Below are 19,164 nucleotides of genomic sequence, written 5' to 3' on the forward strand. Positions count from 1 at the left end.
ACAACCATCATTATAATTGAAATATAAAGGTGTAAAGACGGATTCCTTGCTAGCACGCTAACGTTCATCAGACTTAGATCTCTCCTTCAATATCTCTTCGCGCAGTTTAGCCTTTGCCTCATCAGCGTAGTTATCAATTATATACTTTATAAATTGAGACCCAGTAATTTGTCTTCGCGCATCGGCGCTTAAGTCGATAGCCGCCTGCGTTGCCTTGTCGAATCGTTCAACCCCAACATGAGCAACCGCAGACACTGACTTACTCCCGACTTTGTTCGGGCACATACAACCTCCTAGAATGACGAAGACACCGCCAATAATATGTAATGGCAGTGCAACAACACATTAGCAACTCGAGCTTATTCAGCTTACGCTGTCAGTATCCGAGCAGATACGTGAATAAAGACTCGAAGATTTCAGAAGATCTGCATCTTTTTGCAGCAATGAAAATAGAGCAACTTGACGTTCTTCGACAGTTTTCATATTTGCAAGGTTAAGAAGGCCATCAACCATATCAGGAGAAATGTTCCTGAATTCAATATTACTCATGGCCCGATCCACCTTTAGCAGCAACGACTGTTTTAGGGCATCGATCAATGCATCTGACGCGGTAACAATTAATACACCTAATCGGACAAAGCCCTTCACTCCAGGGACATCTGTTAGCTTGCTCGTGTGCACCTCTTCTGGATCGAAGCGTAGAAACAAATAGCCTGGAAAAAGCTGCTTTTCCGAGGTTCTTGTCTCCCCGCAATCGCTACGTGCCCTTATTTCGGTCAGGGTTGGAGAGTAAATTTCGATCCCCAAAAACTGCATTTTTGCCTCGACCACAGGCAAAGCGTTGCGATTATGAATGATCAAATACCAGCTTTTCATCCCGAATGTTTTCCTTGTAGGCAAGCTCCGCCCGAAACGCGCCGTGACGTGGCAGGCTCTGGCTGCTGGCTGCTGGCTGCTGGCTGCTGGCTGCTGGCTGCTGGCTGCTGGCTGGGAAGACGACAGCATTTTTTGATGACGTATTTTCATTACAGATGCATTTTTAGCTGACGAAATATTGTAGTTTCAGGTGAAGCACACAAGTCAAAAATCGTAATTTTCTATTATTAGTGTTCTTTTTCCCCTGCAATCTGCCAAAAATGCAAGATTTCAGGCGCTGAAAATGACCTCCGCCACCAAAAAATTCATAGGCAGCCGGATCAGAGCCCATCGAAAATCGAAAGGGGTTTCTCAAGCCGTGTTGGCTGAAATGATGGATTGCGAAATCTCAACAATCAGTCGCTATGAGAACGGAGGCGGTGTACCCGACAGTGAGCAGCTGCTGAAGCTTGCAAAATATTTCGGTGTGTCCCCGATGGATTTTCTCCCGGTCGAAGAAGATGCTAAACGGCAGCGCATTCGAGAGCTACAATCAAAACTGGTAGGTCTGGTATACAAAATCGAAGACGCAGATATTCTTGAAAACCTCATCAATGCCGTTCAAATAATTTACCAAAAAAAATAGCAAAAATATTACTTCAGAATGTTGACACCCTGGCTTTAATTGGCCTGCGCGTGCAGAAACTCACAAGCGTAAAATTTTAAGAGCGATGGCAATTATGAAATCAACAAACTTAGAGCTATTGATTACAAAGTTGGGAGCTTCGCATTCAAATTTAATTTCTGATGGAATAGTATCAAACAAACCGCTCGAACGTCTTTATCAAGACTCAGATTCGCTTGAACTTGAGCCAGAGCCCGGGTTAGAACTTATTTTTTATTCTGACACAGAGCGCTTTGAGGCAATTCAAATAACACTGGGCAACAACATGGGGGAAAAACTGGAGATTTATAAAGGGGAGCTGCCTGAAGGTTATGCTATCGCAACAAATCAATCTCTTGTCCGTGCAATTTTTGGAACGCCATTCCAGACTAAAGGGCCTATGGAGATTCCTGGAACGGATATCACTATAGGAGCCATAGATAGCTATGTACTCAACCCCGATCTTAATGGAACGGCCTTTGTGTATTTTCAGTACGCTCCAGATTTGCGCGTAGATCGCATTGAGTTTTCGGTTTTTGATCGAAACTAACTTAACCCCCTTCTGCACTTTCACCTTTTTTCATTCCATACACAGGCGTACGGCATCTCTCACGGCTACTAAACGCAGGGAACGGCCACATGACTGTGTTCAAAAACTGTCTTGACGGACGGCCAACCGAGCCCCCTTCTTTGGTCCTCAATGACAGCCCGCAATGACGCCAAACAGATGAAGTAGGCAGAAGGAATGCCAAAGCCCACCGCTGAATGGGGCTTTGGCCAAACATTACTGAGTAATCTTCAACGGATTGCCGAAGCGTCTGAGGTACATCTCACCAAACCTGTAAGAAGCGTAATCGGTCATGTGCCCGATGTCTCGGACTCGCTGGCCATGCTGCAAAAGCATCGCCTCTATCTGGGCCAGCAGGGGGCGACTTTGTTCGGCACGGACTTGCTGACGCTGTGGCGGCGTCATGGCCCGCGTGTCGGCAACGATGGCAAACAAAAACACGCTTATTGCTCTCCTCCATGGCCTCCAGAATCGAGTTGGAGCCGATAAACTGGGTAATCGGCAAGAAGGTCGAGGCACCGTTATCGATTACCGAAACGCTGTCAGCACTCAATATTGCTTCAAACAGCGGGTCGAATAACCGTATTGACCGAGAATCGACGACACCAAGGATTTACCCACACCGCCTTTGCCTTGCAGGGTCCAATGGGTGGTGCCGTTCATCAATGTTGGTTCAGTCATTGTTTCGTTCCTGTGTTTATAAAGTAGATGTAACAGGCAGCCGAACGCTTCGCACGGCGCCATTGCAGAAATAAAGGTGGTGGGACTATCGAAAAACCAAGGGCGCTGCCCTTGGTTATCCCGCAACTGCCGCGTTGGGCTCGGGAGCGCGGGGTGGTGAAGCAACCCCACACTCCCAAGGCGAAACTGGATTGGATCGGGGCTGTTCAAGGGTGCGCTTCGCACGGAACTCCGTTCGCCGCGACGCTGAAGCTGTCACGACGAGCCGGGGTCGCGTCCCTTGATCTGAGCGAACAATCCTGAATTTCAGCAAAAAAGAAACCGCCCCAGCCGAAGCTGAAGCCGTTCTGCTGACCTTATCGCTGGTCCCACAGCAATCGGAAACGTGATGTACACGTCCACTAACCTCCATGAAAAGTGAGTTGTGTTCTTGAACGGCACCGTCAGCCGTAATCTGCCCTAAGCCCTGGTGCGTGGATCGGTGCAATGGCGTGTCCTCGACGACGTGGCCACCGTCGCCGAAATTAGGCAGGCGCTGGACAATGCCTCGATAGAAAAAGCCAAGCGAGACACAATCGCCCGCGCTGAAGCTGCGCAGTTTGCGGCAGAGGTGCAGCACCTGAAGGCTTCGCCGGAGTCCGCGAACCTGGTACAAGGTGAAGACCGTTACAGTGGCGTCCTGGCAGCGAAGAACATTCGCAAGATGCTGAAACGTGCTTTCCCTGCTGTGAATTTTTCGGTGCGTAAAGCCAGCTATGGCAGTCTGACTATCGAGTGGACAGATGGCCCCACAGAGAAGGAAATCGAGGAAGCTGCTGGCAGCTTCAAGGCGGTTATTCCTGCGGGCAGGACGATATGTACAAGTATGAGAGAACCGTTCCACCATGCGGTAAATACCCGAAAGCTTCGGGTCAATTTTTTGATTGATTTATCTAGATCTCAATGTTTTTCAGGTTTCTGTAAAGTGAAGCTGTGACTATACTTGATTGAACGAGAAGAACATGCCGAACCCGGTACGGGGTCGGCATGAGAATCTGAAGTTAACTATAAAAAATTAACGCAACAAATTCTTAGAACTTGACGCTGTCGTTTCGCTTAGTGAGCCAAAGGAATCACACAATAGCCAACCACCCAACCAAAAACCGGGTTAAATTTTGATCCAACTAACACTGCGCAGCTATCAGCAATATTCGAAGGGGCCGTGTATACGCCGCTAACGGGGTCAAAGTGTCCATCGCCGATCAATTTCCAGTCTAATAGATCCGCGCCTATCTCCGCGCCTTGGTTGAAGACGAACAAACGCTTTTGTTGTGAAGGGCGGAGTGCATCCATAGTCACTGGTGTGATTTGTATATTCCACTGCAAGTTTTCTCTTAGTGTCAGTATGAATGCAGTGTCAATAGTGTTGGTCGCGTTATCCCTGCCTGTCACCTTTGCAAAATTGAAGGCTTGATTTCCCACATCCATAGCGGATCTTGTTGGTGGCGTGTATACCGTCTCAATACCGTTCGCCTGTGACAGTGCCCCCGGCCCATCCAATGTCCAGTTGACGCTAGGTTCAACAACACTTGTGGCGGCAGATAGCGGGACATTCTGGGCGCTGGAAATCTGCGAAACAGTTACCTTGAAGGAAGGGCTTACAGTGATGGACTTAGAGATCACATGCACAAGTGCATTAGCGATTTTTGGACCTCCTGGCTCGTTAATCGTAGCAGTCACCATGACTCTTTGGGCTGTCAGTTCAGGGTTAATCGTGGGCGGCGCTTGGTAGAGCCCATTAATACCAATAGTGCCGGGTGTCCCTGCATCTATTGAGCGAACCGTCCAGTTCACTGGGACCGTTGGGACGGGAGCGAGCGTGAACTGCCAATCTCCGCCCACAACTACTGTTGGTTGTGATGGCGAAACTCTGTAGGAACTCTTTATTGGATCCAACTGACCGAAGCATGCGAGGTCGCCCGGAATAGCGGCGTCTCTCAATTGCAAATTGTTTTTTTCCGGGAAGAGTAGATTAGCTAATGTGAATGTATCAATTCCAGGTACCTGGAAGGCGTTAAACTGTACAAAGGGTTGTTTCAGAAAATGATTCATTTGTGCCAGAAATCCATACATCATCTCCCACCCGAACTTCTGATCCAATACCCATTGCTCATTTACACTCCCAACAGTACTCAAGGGTGACTGGTGGACAAATTGCACGACGTTGTGATTCATGACCGTTGCACTCGATGTCACATCGGAGCTGCAGGTAAAGAGGCTTTCTCCATAAGAGTTATAATTATCTTGTGGGCGCGTAAAACCTGATCTTAGAGCATAAAGTTTTTGCGGATAAGCGACACTCCACCGAGCCTTCAAGCTTGCTCCGGATGGTTCTACCCTCATTCCTGTTGCCGGCGTCGATGGAGGAGCTAAAACATAGGGTGGAGTAGTCGACGAAGTTCCTAACTCCTTAGTTACAATTGCACCATCAGCAATTCTCGACTCCTCTTTATAATAAAATGAACTCACAGGAATACTTCCGCCGGTCGCCACCAAACAGCAGGCCAAGTCAGATGTATTTGCATGCTCAACATCAAAATCAACACTTGGAAACTGCGCTTTATAAGCAGGCATAATAATATTTTCGAATACAACTTTACTGGATACTAAAACAGCTCCAGAATATAGCCTCTCGCCGCTGGAATCCACATCGTCAGGAATTAGATACTTGAAATCAGAATTTTGTGTTGGCATATCCCCATCTGGAAGCCCTGCACTTGCCTTGGTTCGTATGAACAATACGACCGCGCCATCACCATAGGCAGTGCTGTCCCTCTCCTTTCCACCAGGAGCGGGCTGGGTGCGCACTCGAAACCTTTCTGGTGTGAGCGGGTCATTTCCGGAATTATCAATCATGCCCAACAAGTATTTCTTTTTCTGTTCGTCGGCAGCTTTATACAGTTGCTCGAAATAGTCCCCTATTTTTATTTGATCATTCATCCCGCTCAGAAAATCAGCCTTGAAGTCGACGCCGTTACCGAGATTAATAAAAACTTCACCCTTTTCGCTAACGGAGCCCAACGACTCCTCCAAATCAATGTCCATTGTCAATCGACAGTCGCTATTAAGGATAATTCGACTGAAGTTGTCTACGCGCGAAAGTTGCCCCTCCCCGCCCATTACCTGAGTGAAAGATCCTCCCTGAAACAGCATCATCAGGCCGGCCTTTGAGTTGTTCAGGTTGGCATTCTCGAAAGATAAAACGGGATTACCCAGCGTCAGATTTTTGATTTCCAAATAGGTGCCAGCAGACAACGGGATATTATCGGAAATGGGTGGAATAATATTCGCCTCACCCGCTTTTGAAATAAACTGCTCAAAAAATAGAGTGTTAATTTTTGTGCGATTATAGCAAACAATAGAGTCCCACTTCAATGTACAGGATTTACCATCCAGCCAGCTTAAAACGTCAGCGCGAGAATTTCCTGCCGAAACACTTTTCATATTGCTCTTCCATTCATTTTAATGAGTATGCGGATACATGCACGCGGCAAATAGATTTTGACTTGATCAAAAACTAAGATTGATCAGCTATATGCCCAGCGTGATCCTGCAATGGCAGGCTGAGCCAGTTGAGCCATTCCAAATTTCTGAGCAACACCTGCACGGGTAAGGGAAGAGAGCGCGTGCCCTCCGGCATTTGAAATAGACTTAGCGGACCCGGCCAGTGGCTGAAAGGCTACATTAATGGTCTCTTTTGCAGAAGCCACACTAGTACGATTCATTGCCGTCTTAACTACAGTACCCCTTGCGTTGGCATAAAGTTGACCAGTTGAAAACATTCCGCCCCTCCCACCAAAGCAAGTCATAAGTGTGAACTCACCCGTATCTAAAACTAACCCGGAGTTTGCTACAAGGGTATGCAGTTTTGTTCCATTCATTGCGCCGACACCGTTATAGCCAGCAATCGAATTACCTGGATATCCGTGTGCAAACACGGCGTTTTTTTTTCCAATGAATCTCACCCCTCCCAAATAGTTACTACCATTTCGGAAGGTTAGGGTGGTTGAATACTTCGCCGCCGCAGCGCTCGCCATACGACTCCAAATTGCATAACCCGCTACGCCGAGACCTGCCGAGGCAATGCCTAGACCCAAAGCGGCCCAGCCTAAGGTCTCTGCATAGTCTGGATCACTGTCCAAGTAACTGGCGGAGGCAATTTGTACAGCACCTCCCGCGATCGCCACTCCCGCAGAAGCAAGCGCTAATCCACCTCCCAACCACAACCCCAGAGCTATCCCTCCAATCGCGCCAGGGATAGCCAATACTCCCAGAACAACAGAGGCTAAGCCCAATCCAACGCCCAGCCCGGCTTGCCAACTGAGATGCCCTGTCGGATCTATTAAATTGACTGGATCAAGCAGGCAATATTGATATCGATTTACGCCGGCTCCGTCAAAGGGGCTTAGGCTGTCAGGTGAATAGAACGTTTTAAGCGTCGGGCTGTAAAGCCTGTAGCCATTTCCCAAATGATAACAACCCGTCTTCCCGTCAAGGGTAAGACCATTAAAACCAGGAGTACTATCCAGCGTACGTATTCCATACGGCGTACTAGCGTTCACCCCAGAGTCAATGTTCAATATTTCCGATATTTCTTTCTGAGCACAGTTCATTTTGTTTTCCATGAAAAACGCCTAAATAGATGATGAGCCATTGCACTCGCTGTCTCCTCAAACCGACGTTCTCTCGCCATAGTCGGAGTAATTATAATTTTGAATTGAACCTACTTGAGAACCGTCAGACAGGTTAAATGTCAACACGCTGCGAACCGTACCGGATACTTCTGTTCCAAAGACCTCCAGCGTGTAGTGAGTATCATTTTTTTGACGGCGAAGACGGCCAAGCAGGATATCGCCCATCCGAAGATACAAGGAGGTTTCACGCTTTTCGAATACACCGCTCGACAACTTAGTTACGCTCACCTCGCCCACCAATGCACTGTCGTCATAAACATACCTGAGTGCACTGTTGCCGTCTGGACTGATAATCTGATTCAAACGCCCCAGAGCATCATATAAATATCTGCTTGCGGTTGCCTCACCTGATGTTTTGAATTCAACTAGTTGATTGGCAGAATTAAACATCAAGGTGTTGCCACTTGGATCAGTAGAAACATTCCCATTGATATCATAGCCGTATGTTTTAACGACCCCGGGGTCACTTTCACTTGTTTTTTCAGTATATTGGCTAACTCGATCATAAAGAAAACTGAACGTCGTCGATGGCGTTGTTGTTGCCGGGAGAGTTGCCGATGATGTGCCATCGAGTCGAGAAAACCCCTTGAAATTATAATCAATAGTTTTATTATTAGTGGTGTTTCCGATCGTGCTGATGTCTAGTTGATTTATACCATCATAAGCAAAGCTTTGCATTACACCTTGATTATTTCCAAAGGTGGTATTCTTCGTGCTCAATACAGAATCAGGAGTATAGGTATACTCCATCATCAGTTTTCTGTTGTCATTCACGTAAAAACTTCTGGAGCGCTCTAAGCCGAACTCATTGTATTCAAAATTTATTTCTACAATAGTAGTATCCAACTCATTGCCGCCAAAGCGCAGTTTAATTGATTCTACTTGCCCGCCCCCATATGCATTTTTACTGACATATCTATTCACTAGTTTAAGAATTGATACGCGATCCGGACCGCTGGTGGCAGCATAGGTTTGCGCCGTCAGCTGCCCCGCAGCACTATAGCTGTTACTTAGATCAATACCCTGTAGTGGGTTTGTAAAATCAACATGTGGAAAACCTAAATTAGTCACATGTGTTGAGAACTTTGTATAACCTGCAAATATTCGATAGGGATCGGTTGCCTCGTCCGGGTAGCCAGCATGTATAGACGTTTTAGCTCCATAATCATTATATACATATCTCAGAGAACACTGCTGAACAGCTGCCGTCAACGTGGTATCTAACCCCTTGGACAGTATTTCATTAAGAATCAATAACGCAGGCACCTTTTCTGTGAGCGCTTGCTCGTTGAGAATGATGCTTGCCATGTCCGGACGACGCTTATCGATATTTAGTGGATGGTCTGAGGTATGCAGGCTTCTGGCAATTTTATATAGCTCGGTTAGATATCGACCAGGCGAGAATAGAGACTGGATAGAGCTTACGTTGGCATAGGATGCCGCTCGAGGCGGGAACAGATCGTCAAAATCAGGTGCACCGTTCAATGCTTGACGCAAAGCTACAGACAAGGCTTCTGGCTGCGGGTGAATGCCTAACTTTGGCAAATGTTGCATGATGGGCTCATTACGTGCCTGCATCGCCCGGTATAGACATGTCAACAGGTTTACACGAGACGTCGCAAGCTCATGAATCTGTTTGACCTGCTCTTTATCGTGAGAAGGCAGCTTTTCCAGCAAATGATCGCAAGGCATTGCCGCAATATCAAAGACCGTGGAGCACCCTTGATCGATGAGCTCAGTTATGGCGTTTTCCGCGGAAAATGAAAGTCCCTGAATGTCTGATTCATTGCTCATGTATTACTTCCCTCTTGGTTGGATGTATCGAATAGATAGAGTGCATCAGTCAAGGCGCTCGTAAGTTTTGTCAATTGTTCCTTGTTAAAATATCGGCTGCTATATCGCTTTGGCTTCTTTCGACAACACCGCTGTCACGACTGTAGTCAATTCTTGAAAATTTGGAAGTCTGATTTTAGACCGCGACTTAATTTGTTTTCGATTTTGCTCGATGTTAGATTGGGTATAAGTATCTTGTGCTCATATGTATAAATGCTCGTGGAACGCTACGAGTGGCTACCGGGTAAAAACTTTATGGTTGCCTGGCAGACAGCTGGCCACACGATATTTCCAAGCCATTCTCGACTTTTACTTTATTTAATTTAAAGAGAACGCCATGACAGAGCTCGACAACACAACCTCGTCGCAAATGACGACGGCTATCGCCCCCCCGATTTTCTCAGAGGCCTATAACTTTCAAAGTACGACGTCCGGCGTTAACAGTAGAACAGGATGTTTGCAAGCAACCTCAGTATTGGGGACGGTTGTAAATGGACTGGCCAACTCTGTCAGTTATAGCCTAGCTCTATCTGTTGGGGTATCGAACTATTACAGTAGTTCAGCTAATTTTGAAATTATCGGAACCAGACTTCTTGAGTTTGGATTTAACACTCCAAGACTTCACTTGCATCAAGGATTGAAGAAGATTTATTTTGCGAGTGGTGAGGTTGACGACGTTGAGCTTATTCCAGGAAGTATGACGCGTTACAGACCAAAATATCACCGCGTCAATGATTTGGTAATAGACGAAATCTTCATCGGCGTGCACGTGGATGCTCACTGGAAAGTTTCCTATAAAAATGGAAACGTAGAGTACTACGACGATCAAGGTTATCTCACATACATGTACTCTACTTCAGGTGCTGGCCTGAAATTCGATTGGGTACTAAGCCCTAAACTGGGATTATATCCAAGGCTCATTAAATCACTGGACTCCGAAAATGAATTAACCATAACAGCGGCGGAGGTGGGTCAAAACTACCAACTCACTATCGTTGAGAAAATGGATGGCAAAGAAACCACAGTTATCGTTGATATAACCAAGCGGACCAATGTCTCCCAACCAAACAACTACTATATAAGTCGCATTAGCTTACCAAATGTCAGCACAAAGCAAACAATGTTTAACTATGAAAAGCCCTCAAACATTGATTATTACGTACTTAAATCTATATTTAAACCAACTGGGGAGGTGCAGGAAGCAACACTGTCCAGTACATTACTTAAATTCTCTGACTCGGTCAGCTATCCGGTTGTTGAAAAACTTACTTCATATGATGCCGAAGAAGGCACCGCACGAAATAATAAATCAGAAGTTACGTATAGCTACGGCTTAAAAAATTCCGACGGCGATGTGCTCAACAGTAATAATTATAGCGGGTGGTCTGTCGGAAAAGTACAACGCAATGACATTGATAACTGCATCATGCTTTCCAGTGATTATGAATACACTGTCACTGAAACATATGGTGATAGAACCATTCAAAAAACCTATAACCGTTTTCATTTGCTTGTAAAAGAAGAAACACATGCGATATCAGCGAGCCCGGTCATAAGCGTTGTAACTACGTACACATACCCTTTGGTAGCAGGGAACATTCAGGCTCAACAGAACAATTTTTCATTCTGGACCACGATGACTACTGTCTATACCATCGGTGAAAATACGCGCACAGAGACACAAACATGCACTTGGGATGATTATGGAAATCAGCTCACGTTTACGCAAGCATCAGGAATAACTCAAACCAATACCTACTATCTTAAAGACTCTACTGCCGCAACGGGGTGCCCGCCGAGCCCTCTATTTCAACGTCACCTAAAAGAATCAACTACCACCCCTTCTCTGCCCGCCCCTGGCATCACCCCTTCCCAAACAAAGTCTTCCTATACTTATACCGGAGTTTCGGGCAAGCGCTATGAGGATCCAATATTTAGCGTGCCAACGTCAAAAGTGTATGTTACCCCATCAATGACATTACAGCTGACAAAATCCGTCAACTCCCTTCTAATGGAGACCCACACCTACGAGACTCGTCAAACTAATTTTTTGCTATTGGGCGTTAAAACCAAAACCAAAATGACTTCTGGTACTGCATGGAATGAAACTCGATATGCATGGAGCGTAATTGGTCAAAAGGAAAAGGTAAAAACCGTAACCACTTATGCCGCAAAAGGTTCAGAGGAGGCGGCTAGTGAAACTACGGCAAAAGGCGGAGATGTAACGTTCCAGCCATCCTCAGGAAGAATCATTGAAGAACGTTCACCTTTTGATGCCCTAACGTTCTATGAGTACGACGTTACAAATATGTTAACGAAAAAGACAAGTTACAACGGCTCAACGGATAAGGAAATAGAGAGCTATGCTTTTCAGCATTGGTATGAGGCAATTACCGATGCCCCTTCGGAAGACGAGAACGGCACAAGCCTTTGGGCAAATCGCTATACAGTAAACTATGCCAGTGGATTGCAGCTATCTTACTACTTGAACCGTGATGGGCATCTAATTTTTGTCGCAAAAGAAAACAGACCGTCAAGCGCCACGCCACCGTACGTTGCAACTTATGCAAACGTCTCTCAAAAGTTAACCTACGACCGGAATAGCCCAGCCCCCCTCGTCAAAACAGATACTGAAATCGATTATATTATTCACAGACAACCGCAGCCACCTGCTCCCCCTATCCCCCCTTCCAAATTGGAAAGTACGACCAGTTATACCTATCAATTGGGCGCACTGGTTGCCACCGACAACTCTAACAGCGCAAAAGAATGCATAGAGTATTCCATCGTCAGCTCCAAGTTTTGCGAGACTGCCTACAAAGATACTTATACAGGGAGTGGAGACGACAAAAAATTCAGTGCGAAATACACTACCACCTACAACAATCATGGCCTGGTGGATAATGTCACCATTAATTATCCCGATCCGACAGAAGGCGCACCGCTCGCCCGATCAAATAAACAACTCGAAACGAATAGCTATGACGGTTATGGCCGGTTAACATCGCGCAAGTCAGCAAACGACAAAATGGCGACGACCTTTACATACGACGAGTTCAGCAGGATTGGCACGCAAACTAATGGATCCGATACGACAGACTATGTATACAGTTATCTTACTCCGTTCATGTACGTACCTGTCGAACTAGAGAGCGCAGTTGAAAGCGACGTAGTCATGCATGCAAGGCGTGAACTCGATGGGTTTGGTCGTTTGATAAAACAAATTACGCCAGGTGCTACCCTTGCCTCAATCGAGGAAGTCTATACTTATCTATCAACGCAAGCACAATCCCCTGCGTCAATTACCTCCTCTGGATCCGTTCACAACACTTATTTCGGCAACACCCAACTATTAAACACATCAACCATTAAAGATGCACAAAACCGAGCAATATCCAAGCGCGAACTCACCTACTTTCCGACAACAAAGTATATCAAGACTGCCATCGTTAACGATGGTGCCAGTTCTTCGCTAGATACAACGTTTTATCCCATGGTTCTGCCATATGATGACAGTTTGGCGCAAATTCGCTGCGTTTTTTCCGCTTACCAATTTTCTATACAGGCCGTATGGGCCGCACTGACCGATTATCAATGGGGGATGTTTAACCCTATCAATGCCAATGGACCCAATGATGTGAACGGGATTCCGTCACCCTTCGCCCGCGAGCAGCTCGGCTTAATGCCTGGCGCTTATTCCCTGTTGATCTCGCCACCCGGCGACCTTGCGCAAATTCAGGAACACTACAATCTGCAAACCGAGAACATCGCTGAGGCGTTACAGGATGCCGCTGTCTTTACCGAGCGTGCCGGCTTGACGTTCAATCAGCTCATTGACATGACGGCACAGCAAGATTACCAGTCGAGCGAGCCTTCCCACCTCACCCTCAGTCGCTATTACGCCTATGGCGAGGCCTCCCCTGCGCCGGTCACCGAATATGGCCAGACTTATTTAGCCAATGTATCTGACTCGCCAATGTTGGTTGTTCCCGCGCAAAACATCACCGGCAAGTACGAACTCAATTTCACTTCGGAAAACGTCGTGCAGTTGGCCGACCGCGCGGAACGTCTGCTCCGTCTGCAACGTCAGGTCAAGGTCGACTATCCTCAGCTCGACTGGATGATCAAAAACTGCAACCAGGCATCGGGACGGTCAGCCGATTGGGTAGTGGATACGCCTGTGCTTGATGCGCTCGCGGAGTTCGGGCGCCTTGCCGAAACGTATGCGATTTCGGCGAATACCTTTGCCTGCTTTGTTGGCAGCATGAATGTGTATGCCGCCCAGTTCGATAAAAGCATGTTTGAAACGCTGTTTACCTCACCCGTCGACGGCAGGACCGCGGTGTTATATGGCGAAGTTTACTTTAACCCGACTTCCGCCACCACCGATGCGGCGCTCATTTGCGGCGGACTTGGGGTCACCGCCAATGAACTCTCCGAAATGGCGAGTTTGGCTTTCGGCACCGATCAGCCGATCGACATGAACCCGAACAAATATGCGCAACTGTATCGATTGGCGATCATTCCGCGCATGTTGGGCATCAGCTTGCCCGCCGCTCGCATGCTCTGGCGATCACTGGATCCCGGTCGTGATTTGGCGGCCGTTGTGGCAGGCGCCCCTACTCTCGAGACCCTCGACATCATTCGCCAGACCGAGAGCGTTCTGTCCTGGATGAGTGAGAACCAACTGGATCTGGTATCGGCCATTGCTATGGTCTCGAATGTCCACAGCACTGAGGCCACCCCGGAAATATTCAATTTCCTCAAAGGTATTTATGTCTCGCTCAGCAGCGAAACTCCCACCGAGACCTCGTTGCGCGACATGTTGTGTCGCATTATTGCCGGCGAATTCGGCCTGAAAACAAACATCATGCCGCACTTGATGAGCTGGCAGGATTCGCACTTTAGCACCCTGGAGGAAAACGGTTCCTCCGTACCGTACGGCCTGGACGACTTCTGGTCTGAAATCAACAGCGTTTTTTCCTCATCGCAGGCATCCAGAATGGATCTGGTGGAGTTGCCACCCAATCTGGTGCGTTACAGCAATGCCATTGGTCAACATGCCATGATCGCGCAATGGCTCGGATTGACAGAGCAAGACTTGTTACTGTTTGTGCAAACACCCGCCTGGTTCTTTGATGGAGCCCCGGAAACGACTCCAGCACCGTCTTTTCCCGTATTGCTGATGTTGTCACGCGCGAAAAAATGGCAGAAAACAGTGGTCTCTTCCGATACCGAAGCGCTCGGTTATTTCCGATTTGCCAATAAGCTCGGCCAAACAAATGATAGCGCACTCGAACTCCTTGCCTATCTCCACGGCTGGGAGTTTGAGACGGTGCAACACATGAACATCATATTGGTTCACAAAAATGTTTATGACGACTATCCCCGCACCTTCCAGCAACTTAACCGCCTTGATAGCTGGATGCGAGCCAGCCAGCAACTCAATACCGGCAGTCTGTGTATCGATCAGCTCTATCAAATGTCCTTGCGTGATTATTCTGCGCAAGATCCGGGACTGCTAAAGGCAGTGGCTGACAATTTGATGGCTAGCGTGAAAGTAGCCCCTAATAATCCTGCATGAGGAAACCACTATGTCTATTAATGCTACAGTGTTGAAGAACCTGCTTGAAGTACGGCGTGACTATCTGGTTCCTGCCTACATTGCACATTGCATCCCTGACACCGAGGTCAATGGCGTTCCGTTGAACGAAACCATTAATACAGCAGATGACCTGTATGAGTATTTACTCATGGATCCACAGAACTCTGCGCAAGTCGATGCCACATTCATCGCGGATATGATTTCCAGCCTGCAAACCTACATCAATCGATGTCTTGGCGGCAATGATCCTGAAGTAGACGAAGGAACTGGGTCTGCGATGGTTGAGGAATCCAGACCCGGTGGTTTCCTCTCCAACTGGTCCGACTACAATCAGGCCTACTCCACCTGGGCCGGAAAAAAGCGACTGCTACATTACCCATCCATCTATATCACACCGGCCTTGCGCAGTAACAAAACATCACTGTTTTCAGCGCTGGAGCAAACTATTTCGCAAGGAAAAATCAATACCAATAGAATTACTGAGGCCTATACCGAATACCTCAACAAGTTTGAAACGCTCGCCAATCTGACCACCATCAGCGCTTATCAATCAGGTGTCAATTCTGCGTACCCAGACAACAATGATTCGATTTACTTTATTGGAAAAACAACAAGCGAGCCTTCTGAGTACTACCTGCGTCGATGTAATTTATCAATCAAGAACGACGCGAACAGACTGACCGGTGGCGCCTGGAGTGAGTGGACAATGATATCAGCTCCGATAGGTGATTCCGCTATCGCCCCCCCTGCGCCCTTCTGGTTCAACAATCGCTATTTTGTCTGCTGGCTTAGCTGCAATACAGAAGGTAGCCCTGACGACACACAGTCCGCTACCACCTATATAGCAAACCTGTACTATTTGAACTCCGACGGAAAATGGTGTTCATTCCGAAAGATTCCAATCCCATTCAGCATGCCTGGGCGTGTCTGGTGTGCCAATGATGTCACTACAAAAAAATATATCTTGTTTGCTGAGGTCGCAGATGTGGATGGAAGTCCAATACTTTACGCCTACTTAAATGACAACTCATGGACACTCTGTGGATCAAAGTGGGCACCTCAAGGGTTCATTCACTCTGATGTTGAGTTTGTATTTGCCAATATCGTACCCGTTCAAGCGGGAGATACATTTTACGTTAGTGGTACTCGTTGTGTTGTCGAGAGTGTGACGGAAGACAACATCAAAATTGCGAGCATACTCAGCCTTGTCTATAGCAGTTACAATGTTAATGACGTAGTAATTCAAAGAGATGTGCGCGTGAGTCAAGTCGATGGTTCCTGTACTATCCCCTTGAACGAGGATATTTCCTACATCACCCTGAAAGGTTCGGACAAACCGGATCTACGCCTAAATATCAAAGTTGCAGAGCTGAACACAGGGTTTGCGAATACATACTTCCGCAGTCCATACTTCAAATTTACAAAAGATGAACTTCAACACGATGATGGTTTGTGGGTTCATCCCTTGGCCGAGATCAGTACAAATTCCGGCCCCTTCTTTTACGAACAATTGGCAAAAAAAGGAATCTCTGGCCTGCTGAGCTATAAAACTCAAAAGCAACCAATAGAGTATTTTCCACCCCATGTTTCTCTTCCAAATCGCATTTCACCTGCACCAATTAATTTCGATAGTTCTTATGGGCTGTATTTTTGGGAAATATTCTTTTACACCTCTTTCTTGATCGCCGACCGCTACCTGACCGAGCAAAATTACGAAAACTCAGCCCTGTGGTACAAGTACATTTTCAATAGTACGGGATACCGCGACATTGATGGCGCGGTTGAAAAAGTCGAAGACTCTGAAGGTGACCTGCAGGTTCGTTACTGGAATGTAGTCCCCCTGCAAGAAGATTACTGCTGGAACACCGGAATCCTGGATACCACCGATCCCGATGCCATTGCAATGAACGATCCCATGCACTTCAAAATGGCGATTTTTCTCAAAACCGTCAACATGTTGATTGAGAATGGCGATCATTGCTACCGGCAATTAGAGCCCGATATGCTTACGCAAGCCAGAATGTATTACTTACAGGCATCGCAATACCTGGGGGCACGTCCAGAAATCGATTACAACAACTCCTGGCCAAATCCTACACTGGCCGAAGAAGCAGTGGTAGACATCTCGTTGAGTCCCAATCAGGATTTAATGCATGACTTATGCACCTATATGTTTTCCCAAAATGGACATTTCCTCCCTCCCTTCAATGAAGATTTGCTGCTCTACTGGGATAAGTTGGCGGTACGGTTCTACAATCTGCGACACAATCTGAGCCTGAACGGGCAGCCGTTGACCCTCCCGAGTTACGCTACCCCTCTATCTCCCACGGAATTGCAACGCAGGAATAGTGCGGGCAATGGCCCCGGCGGAAATATCACACAGGTGCAAGCGCTGCCGAGCCAACTGCGATTCTCGGTATTGATTGACAGGGCAAGAAGCGCCGCCAATAACGTTGTGCAATTTGGTGCTCAATTACTGAGTGTCCTGGAAAAACGTGACAATGAAACAATGACATTGTTATTGCAAACCCAGCAAAAAAGTGTACTTGCGCAAACGCAGAATATTCAACAGATTAATATGGCTATACAGCAGGGTACGCTGGATGCCCTGGAAAAATCCCTGGACGGTGCAAAACGACGTCGTGACCATTACGGCGCGTTGTACAACAACTGGATTTCTACAACAGAAACTCAGGCGATGAATCTACAAGCCGAATCAGCTTCGCACTATGAGGCCAGTCAGGTATTTACCCATGCCGCCGCTGTGCTGGACAGCTTCCCCAATGTGTTTGGATTGGCCTTTGGCGGAATAAGGCTTGGCGGGTTCGCTAGCGCACTTGCTGCCGACTCTTCAGTCAAAGGTTTGGTCTGCCAGAATGCGTCAACCCGCCTCACGCTCGATGCGCAGTATCGTCGTCGGCGTGAAGACTGGTTGATTCAGCGAGACAATGCTGAAGCGGATGTAGGGCAGATCACAAGCCAAATAACTGCTCAAACTGAGCAGATCCACATGGCACAAAAACAGCTTTCGCTCAATGAATTGGAACGCGCCAATCAGGAAGCTGTTTACCAGCTGCAAAGCACTCGTTTCACCGGGCAGCCCCTTTATAGCTGGATGACTAGCCGTCTGTCCGCCCTGTATTATCAATTGTATGACGCTACTTTGCCCCTATGTCTTACGGCTAAGGCTGCGTTGGTAAGGGAAATTGGTGCCGAAAAAGCCCAGAATTTGTTTACGGCGCCAATGTGGAATGACTTGTACCAGGGCTTGTTCGCCGGTGAAGGTTTGGTTTTGGAACTGCAACGGCTGGAAAATACCTATCTCCAACATGACAAGAGAGGCTTGGAAGTTCAGAGGACCGTGTCTCTGAATACGCAGCTGGCGAAAGCCAATCCCCCGGACTCGCTCGCTTCAGTCATCGATGCAGCTTTCACAGCATCCGACAGCCCCCAGCCCCAAGATTCCGGCGCCAGCGGAATCACCGTCACTTATATGCACAATAACGAACAAGAGGAAGACAGCATCCTGCGCGTCACGCTTGACATCTCCACATTGGAACTGGCGAACGCTTGTAACAGCAATGACAGGATCGGGCGGTTTTACGGCATCAGCGTCACCTTGCCAGGTTTGCTGGGTCCTTATCAGGATCTGAATGCCACCCTCGAGATGCAGTATCAAAATGCTTCGCTGAACATGCCTGGCACGATGATCGCCCTTTCTCGTGGCCTGGATGATTCGGGAATGTTCACGATGGAGACCTATAACACCAGCAAATACCTTCCATTTGAAGGGCTTCCCACCGAAGCTGGAACACTGGTGCTAAGCTTTTATCAAGTCGGCCCCTTGGGACAGCAACGCGCGCTGGTTGAGAGTCTGGCGGATGCCATCTATCAATTGCGTTACACCCTTAAAGATCAGTGATCGCGAAAGCTTGAAAAATAGTTTTCGCAAGCACTGCATGGCATAGGCCAAAGAGACCATCGCCGCAAAACTTTTCGCGATCTGTCGAAGCGCGTAATAACGCGGCGATTCTCCTTCGGTCATCCAAACATTCGCTTGATCAATTAGTCCAAAATCAGACTACCAGTTTCAGTTTTACAAAAAGTTCGTTATAAAAAAGCAGGCACTCTTGAAGTTTATTAAAATAAAATTTCAAGAGTTACCTTTCTGCAGGTTTTTTCTGGACTTTCACGATAAATCCATCTATGGATGGCGCGTTATGAA

12 protein-coding genes are annotated in these 19,164 nt (G+C 47.3%); 5 read left to right on the forward strand and 7 right to left on the reverse strand.

The window, feature by feature from the left end; all coding sequences use genetic code 11:
• Positions 1–57: 57 nt before the first annotated feature.
• Together ACIQVE_RS22315 and ACIQVE_RS22320 are read right to left on the reverse strand one after the other, a co-directional pair.
• Entirely contained in the window at positions 58–255 is a 198-nt protein-coding gene (locus tag ACIQVE_RS22315; RefSeq protein ID WP_402812265.1) for a hypothetical protein, read from the reverse strand.
• Between the two features lie 108 nt (positions 256–363).
• The gene (locus tag ACIQVE_RS22320) at positions 364–1,026 is read right to left on the reverse strand and encodes a transcription termination/antitermination NusG family protein (RefSeq protein ID WP_402812268.1); all 663 of its coding nucleotides are present in this window, start codon (positions 1,024–1,026) and stop codon (positions 364–366) included.
• Between the two features lie 133 nt (positions 1,027–1,159).
• On the opposite strand from ACIQVE_RS22320, the gene ACIQVE_RS22325 reads away from it, so the two are divergent.
• Together ACIQVE_RS22325 and ACIQVE_RS22330 are read left to right on the forward strand one after the other, a co-directional pair.
• A complete protein-coding gene (locus ACIQVE_RS22325; protein WP_402812270.1) occupies positions 1,160–1,501 on the forward strand; it encodes a helix-turn-helix domain-containing protein in 342 nt (113 codons plus the stop codon).
• Positions 1,502–1,595: 94 nt separating this feature from the next.
• Entirely contained in the window at positions 1,596–2,069 is a 474-nt protein-coding gene (locus ACIQVE_RS22330) for a DUF6392 family protein (RefSeq protein ID WP_402812272.1), read from the forward strand.
• A 234-nt stretch (positions 2,070–2,303) separates the two neighbouring features.
• On the opposite strand, the gene ACIQVE_RS22335 is transcribed toward ACIQVE_RS22330, so the two are convergent.
• Positions 2,304–2,528: a hypothetical protein gene (locus ACIQVE_RS22335; RefSeq protein ID WP_402812274.1), complete on the reverse strand. Its 225-nt coding sequence runs from the start codon at positions 2,526–2,528 to the stop codon at positions 2,304–2,306.
• A 108-nt stretch (positions 2,529–2,636) separates the two neighbouring features.
• The gene (locus ACIQVE_RS22340; RefSeq protein WP_402812276.1) at positions 2,637–2,768 is read right to left on the reverse strand and encodes a hypothetical protein; all 132 of its coding nucleotides are present in this window, start codon (positions 2,766–2,768) and stop codon (positions 2,637–2,639) included.
• Positions 2,769–3,249: 481 nt separating this feature from the next.
• Here ACIQVE_RS22340 and ACIQVE_RS22345 point away from each other — a divergent pair, with 481 nt between their 5' ends.
• Positions 3,250–3,744 carry an LPD29 domain-containing protein gene (locus ACIQVE_RS22345; RefSeq protein WP_402812279.1) on the forward strand — a complete coding sequence of 165 codons (495 nt, stop codon included), beginning with the start codon at positions 3,250–3,252 and terminating at the stop codon, positions 3,742–3,744.
• A gap of 119 nt (positions 3,745–3,863) precedes the next feature.
• Here ACIQVE_RS22345 and ACIQVE_RS22350 read toward each other — a convergent pair whose 3' ends face one another.
• The 3 genes from ACIQVE_RS22350 to ACIQVE_RS22360 form a co-directional block, all read right to left on the reverse strand.
• Positions 3,864–6,251: a hypothetical protein gene (locus ACIQVE_RS22350; protein ID WP_402812282.1), complete on the reverse strand. Its 2,388-nt coding sequence runs from the start codon at positions 6,249–6,251 to the stop codon at positions 3,864–3,866.
• Positions 6,252–6,334: 83 nt separating this feature from the next.
• Positions 6,335–7,432: an RHS repeat-associated core domain-containing protein gene (locus tag ACIQVE_RS22355; protein WP_402812285.1), complete on the reverse strand. Its 1,098-nt coding sequence runs from the start codon at positions 7,430–7,432 to the stop codon at positions 6,335–6,337.
• Between the two features lie 45 nt (positions 7,433–7,477).
• Positions 7,478–9,295: a Tc toxin subunit A gene (locus tag ACIQVE_RS22360; RefSeq protein WP_402812287.1), complete on the reverse strand. Its 1,818-nt coding sequence runs from the start codon at positions 9,293–9,295 to the stop codon at positions 7,478–7,480.
• Positions 9,296–9,671: 376 nt separating this feature from the next.
• Between ACIQVE_RS22360 and ACIQVE_RS22365 the strand changes: the two genes are divergently transcribed.
• Positions 9,672–14,918, forward strand: a complete 5,247-nt coding sequence (locus ACIQVE_RS22365; RefSeq protein ID WP_402812290.1) for a hypothetical protein — start codon at positions 9,672–9,674, stop codon at positions 14,916–14,918.
• A 10-nt stretch (positions 14,919–14,928) separates the two neighbouring features.
• Positions 14,929–18,861, forward strand: a complete 3,933-nt coding sequence (locus ACIQVE_RS22370) for a neuraminidase-like domain-containing protein (protein WP_402812292.1) — start codon at positions 14,929–14,931, stop codon at positions 18,859–18,861.
• Positions 18,862–19,164 lie beyond the last annotated feature (303 nt).

The organism is Pseudomonas sp. NPDC098747, assembly GCF_044760045.1.
Lineage (GTDB): Bacteria > Pseudomonadota > Gammaproteobacteria > Pseudomonadales > Pseudomonadaceae > Aquipseudomonas.

Excerpts from the sequence above, each read along its gene's own strand:
- ACIQVE_RS22360 (WP_402812287.1), bottom strand. The coding sequence starts at position 9,295 with ATGAGCAATGAATCAGACATTCAGGGACTTTCATTTTCCGCGGAAAAC.
- ACIQVE_RS22320 (WP_402812268.1), bottom strand. The coding sequence starts at position 1,026 with ATGAAAATACGTCATCAAAAAATGCTGTCGTCTTCCCAGCCAGCAGCC.
- ACIQVE_RS22365 (WP_402812290.1), top strand. The coding sequence starts at position 9,672 with ATGACAGAGCTCGACAACACAACCTCGTCGCAAATGACGACGGCTATC.
- ACIQVE_RS22370 (WP_402812292.1), top strand. The coding sequence starts at position 14,929 with ATGTCTATTAATGCTACAGTGTTGAAGAACCTGCTTGAAGTACGGCGT.
- ACIQVE_RS22330 (WP_402812272.1), top strand. The coding sequence starts at position 1,596 with ATGAAATCAACAAACTTAGAGCTATTGATTACAAAGTTGGGAGCTTCG.
- ACIQVE_RS22340 (WP_402812276.1), bottom strand. The coding sequence starts at position 2,768 with ATGACTGAACCAACATTGATGAACGGCACCACCCATTGGACCCTGCAA.
- ACIQVE_RS22350 (WP_402812282.1), bottom strand. The coding sequence starts at position 6,251 with ATGAAAAGTGTTTCGGCAGGAAATTCTCGCGCTGACGTTTTAAGCTGG.
- ACIQVE_RS22355 (WP_402812285.1), bottom strand. The coding sequence starts at position 7,432 with ATGGAAAACAAAATGAACTGTGCTCAGAAAGAAATATCGGAAATATTG.
- ACIQVE_RS22325 (WP_402812270.1), top strand. The coding sequence starts at position 1,160 with ATGACCTCCGCCACCAAAAAATTCATAGGCAGCCGGATCAGAGCCCAT.